The 4,458-nt window shown below is 42.8% G+C and carries 4 protein-coding genes; all 4 read left to right on the top strand.

The window, feature by feature from the left end; translation table 11 throughout:
• The first annotated feature begins 111 nt into the window (after positions 1-111).
• The 4 genes from RM368_RS38025 to RM368_RS38040 are packed head-to-tail and all read left to right on the top strand — an operon-like array spanning position 112 to position 4,422.
• The gene (locus tag RM368_RS38025) at positions 112-1,488 is read left to right on the top strand and encodes a cytochrome P450 (RefSeq protein ID WP_322698856.1); all 1,377 of its coding nucleotides are present in this window, start codon (positions 112-114) and stop codon (positions 1,486-1,488) included.
• 33 nt (positions 1,489-1,521) lie between these two features.
• The gene (locus RM368_RS38030) at positions 1,522-2,910 is read left to right on the top strand and encodes a cytochrome P450 (protein ID WP_322698857.1); all 1,389 of its coding nucleotides are present in this window, start codon (positions 1,522-1,524) and stop codon (positions 2,908-2,910) included.
• 2 nt (positions 2,911-2,912) lie between these two features.
• Positions 2,913-3,944: a sucrase ferredoxin gene (locus tag RM368_RS38035; protein WP_322698858.1), complete on the top strand. Its 1,032-nt coding sequence runs from the start codon at positions 2,913-2,915 to the stop codon at positions 3,942-3,944.
• A gap of 25 nt (positions 3,945-3,969) precedes the next feature.
• The gene (locus RM368_RS38040; RefSeq protein ID WP_322698859.1) at positions 3,970-4,422 is read left to right on the top strand and encodes an MATE family efflux transporter; all 453 of its coding nucleotides are present in this window, start codon (positions 3,970-3,972) and stop codon (positions 4,420-4,422) included.
• The last annotated feature ends 36 nt before the right edge of the window (positions 4,423-4,458 follow it).

Raw genomic sequence — 4,458 nt, forward strand, 5'->3', positions numbered from 1 at the left:
GCGATCATTTTTCGATTTTCGTTGAACCTCATATTCAAGAATTAACTAAACATCTCAGAAATTGTATCGATAATGCTGTAGCGTTCTAAATAATGGGAGTGAAAGAAGCTGATGAAACTACCCCCAGGACCGAAAACACCGTTATGGTTGCTAGATCTGCAATTCGAGGCTGACCCCTTTGGTTATATGGATGCTCAGGGCAAACGTTATGGCGATATCGTCACTCTAATGTCTGGTTCTACACCAGTTGTTTATGTCAGTAATCCCTTAGGAATAAAGAAGATTTTCACAAATACTAAAGAAATTGCAGCTAAAGGCGCATTAAACCCAAATTTCGCCTTGATGACGGGGAATCAAGGAGTTCTTCAACTAGATGGCTTAGTTCACAAAAATCGGCGTAAGCTCTTAATGCAATCTTTTCACGGAGCGCGAATGCAAGCTTGTGCGCGACGTATTTGTGAACTCACAGAAAAGATTATGAGTAAACAGGTGATTGGAAAACCTTTTGTTGCATACCCGACAATTGAAGATATCACCTTACGAGTGGGTATAGAAGTTGTAATGGGTTTGCATAAAGGAGAGCACTGCGACAGAATCAAACATTTATTTGTGTCTGCACTCAGAATCGGACAGTCTCCTCTAGATAAGATTATTGGGAATATTTTTGGACAACGGGATTTAGGTCGATGGAGTCCACAAGGGTATCGCCTTCACGTGAGAGAAGAACTTTTTCAATTGCTATTGGCTGAGGTTGAAAAACGACGATCGCAACCAGATTTTTCACGCACTGATATGCTTTCCGATCTGATATTTGCTGAAGATGAAACAGGTCAATCGTTAAGCAATGAAGAAGTGCGCGACCTCTTATTATCGCCTATATTTGCCGCTGGTGATGCTTCCGGAACTGCGATCGCTTGGTCTTTATATTGGATTCACCGTTTACCTAATGTTCGCTCCCGCCTTTTATCAGAACTCGACAGCCTTGGTGAAAATCCAGACCCTATGAGTATTGTCGCACTACCCTACCTAAGTGCCGTTTGTAACGAAGCTTTGCGAATTTACCCAACTCAGTTGTTTGCATTTCCCAGGTTGGTAGAATCGACGGTTGAGGTCATGGGTTACGAGTTGAATCCCGGTACAGTACTGATTGCTAATATTTATTCGACACATCAACGTGAAGATTTATACCCTGCTCGAAAAGAATTTCAGCCAGAGCGCTTTTTAGAAAAACAATTTTCTCCCTACGAATTTTTACCTTTTGGTGGTGGTTCTCGTGTTTGTATTGGCGGGACTTTTGCCTTATTTGAAATGAAACTTGTATTAGCAACTATTCTTTCACGTTATCAATTGGAGCTAGTTAGTAAGCGTCCAGAACGTCCCAAATTTGGAGGTCTAATTTGTTACCCAGCTAGTGGCGTGAAGATGGTTATGTGCGATCGCCGTCAACATCAAGGACAGTCGCAGACATTTGTTGTCGGTTCAGTTTAACAGCGATATTTTAACATTTACCTAAAAATACGAATGAAACTACCAGATGGACCAAAAACTTCTCCCCAGTTGCTGAATCGTCAATTTAAGACCGATCCCCTTGGATTCATGGATGCTATGAGCGATCGCTATGGTGATATTTTCACTATCATGGCTGATTCTAGACCTTTAGTTATCGTCAGCAACCCACAGGCGATAAAACAGATTTTTACCAGCGCCAAAGAGATTAAAGCTTCTGGTCAGTTAAACCAAGGCGGTGCGGCTCTAGTGGGAAACAATGGGTTACTTATGCTTGATGGCTTGCGCCACAAGCATCGCCGTCAGTTGTTGATGCCTCCTATGCATGGGACTCGCGTACAGCTATACGGGCAGCGTATTTGTCAAGTGACAGAGAAAATCATCAATCAACTGGCGCGAGGTCAAACTTTTGTTGCTTACCCGACTGTGCAAAAAATTACCCTAGAGGTAATACTGCAAGCTTTGTTTGGTTTATCTGAGGGAGAGCGTTATGAACAATTTCGGCAACTACTTTCCAAGTTACTAAGTTTTGCCCGGTCTCGCTGGCTGGGGTTATCTCTGGCTTATCCCTTTCTGCAAAAAGATTTAGGTCGTTGGACTCCTTGGGGATATTGGCTTCATCTGCAACAACAGTTTGATAAACTACTTTATGCTGAAATTGCACAAAGGCGATCGCAAGTAGATCCGACTCGCACCGATGTTCTCTCGGAACTACTCTTTGCCCGTGATGAAACAGGTCAACCAATGACCGATGAGGATATACGGGATTTGTTTCCATCATTACTACTGGGTGGTCAGGATGCGTCAGCCACTGCCATAACTTGGTCATTGTACTGGGTTCACCGTTCAAAAGATGTTCGCGATCGATTGCTAGCAGAACTTGATACTCTTGGGCAATCCCCAGATCCTATGGCTATTGCTGCGCTACCCTACCTCAGCGCTGTCTGTAATGAAGCACTACGAATTTACCCAACTCAGGTAGTCACATTTCCACGGTTGGTAGAAGCACCAATTGAGGTGATGGGCTACGAATTGAGTCCAGATACAGTCACCAGAGGCTGTATCTATCTGACACATCAGCGTGAGGACTTATACCCACAACCGAAGGAATTCAAACCAGAACGGTTTCTGGAGAGACAATACTCTCCCTATGAATTTCTCCCATTTGGCGGGGGTGCTCGTCGCTGTCCGGGTGAGGTGTTAGCACTTTTTGAAATGAAACTAGTTTTAGCAACTGTTCTTTCATGCTGTCAACTAGCATTAGCAGATGAAAAAAGAGTGGAAAAACCCAAGGCTATAGGTGTTAACTATCCCCCTGCTGGTGGCTTAAAAATGATTTTGCTTGGTGAACGTCTACGCCAAGAGCGATCGCAACAACTTGTTGTTAGTTCAACTAATCCATAAATATGCAAACTCAACAAATCGATGGACTTTCCCTGATAGATTGTCGTTTTTGTTCACAGGTTTCCAAAGCTAACGGAGAAGACCCCATTGGTACAGCAGGTACTTGTGACCACTGGTTGATTATGGAAATTCCCCAACCTTGGCCGCAAGATGTCTTTGAAGAAAATCCAACAATCAAAACATTCATACATTTTTTTGAAGAGGTCATCATCAAGCATAGAATTAACATCAGACCAATGCTAATTGCTCCCGATCGCGAGTACTCTCACCCAGGCTTTACCCGCGTGCTGTACTACTATCGTCTTGCCAAACTGTTTTCTCAGTTTGAGAAACAGGAGTTTGTTCTCCCAGAGGAACAAGCAATTACTTTAGTAACGGCAATATTGAAACAGTTGATACAACAGCCCAACAATTTATCAGAATTTCAGCAGTATCAGCAACAAACCAGTCACATTCGCGAACTCATGGTTTGCACACATGCTCAAGTTGATCTTGCTTGTGGCAGATTTGGGACTCCCTTGTATCGTCGGTTACGCAAGGAATATGCTCCTGCTGCCAACGGAAATTTAAGAGTGTGGCAAACAACTCACTTTGGCGGTCATCAGTTTGCCCCCACCTTAGTTGATTTACCCCAAGGATGCTTGTGGGGACATTTAGAACCTGAAACCCTTGATTTACTAATAAACAGAAATGGTTCAGTTGCAGACTTGCATAAATTCTATCGAGGATGGACGGGTTTAACCAAGTTTGAGCAAATTGTCGAGCGCGAAATCAGGACACAATCGGGTTGGATTTGGCTCGACTACTTAAAAGCAGGCAAAGTCCTGGCTATAGAAGAAGTTGCTGAAGGACAACAGGCTGATTGGGCAGAAGTTCGTATTGATTTTGCTGCCCCAGATGGCAGTGTATCTAGTGCCTATGAAGCTAGAGTTGAAGTCAATGGTGAGGTTATGAGCGCACTTAGCTCCGAAAAAGAGATGGAGTTGAAAGCGGTGAAGCAGTATCGTGTTAGCCGTTTGGTCAAAGTTGAGTAAACAGCATCAAGCCAAGAACCTAAAAATGACTTCCCAAAAACAATCTCAAGCGACAAATGAGATCCTCCAAGGCAATCTCATTAAACTGATGTTCAAGTTATCAACTCCTGGTATTTTAGGAACAGTGCTACTAAGCTCAAGCACTTTTGTTGATGCTTTATTTGCAGGACGACTGATTGGTGAAACTGCTGTCGCTGGTATATCTCTGGCTTTACCACTAACTTCTCTTATGGGTGGTTCTGCTTATTTAGTTGGAGTAGGTTCTGCTTCTGTTCTCAGTCGAGCTATTGGTTCTGGAGATATCAAAACTCAGTCCAAAATATTTGGCAACTTAATAGTAATGGGTGTTATTATCTCTTTTGCACTGACAATCATTGGCTATAGTTTTGGTGAAAAATTAGTTGTATTCATGGGAGGAAGTGGTGAAGTTGCCTCGGTTGGAGCAGAATTTTTTAAGATTTATAGGAATCATATTTGATTTTTGAAAAAAACTGCGGCATAATACGGATAAAAA

The organism is Nostoc sp. DedSLP03 (assembly GCF_034530815.1).
Lineage (GTDB): Bacteria > Cyanobacteriota > Cyanobacteriia > Cyanobacteriales > Nostocaceae > Nostoc.

Coding starts and splice junctions, on each gene's coding strand:
- RM368_RS38035 (WP_322698858.1), top strand. CDS start 2,913: ATGCAAACTCAACAAATCGATGGACTTTCCCTGATAGATTGTCGTTTT.
- RM368_RS38025 (WP_322698856.1), top strand. CDS start 112: ATGAAACTACCCCCAGGACCGAAAACACCGTTATGGTTGCTAGATCTG.
- RM368_RS38040 (WP_322698859.1), top strand. CDS start 3,970: ATGACTTCCCAAAAACAATCTCAAGCGACAAATGAGATCCTCCAAGGC.
- RM368_RS38030 (WP_322698857.1), top strand. CDS start 1,522: ATGAAACTACCAGATGGACCAAAAACTTCTCCCCAGTTGCTGAATCGT.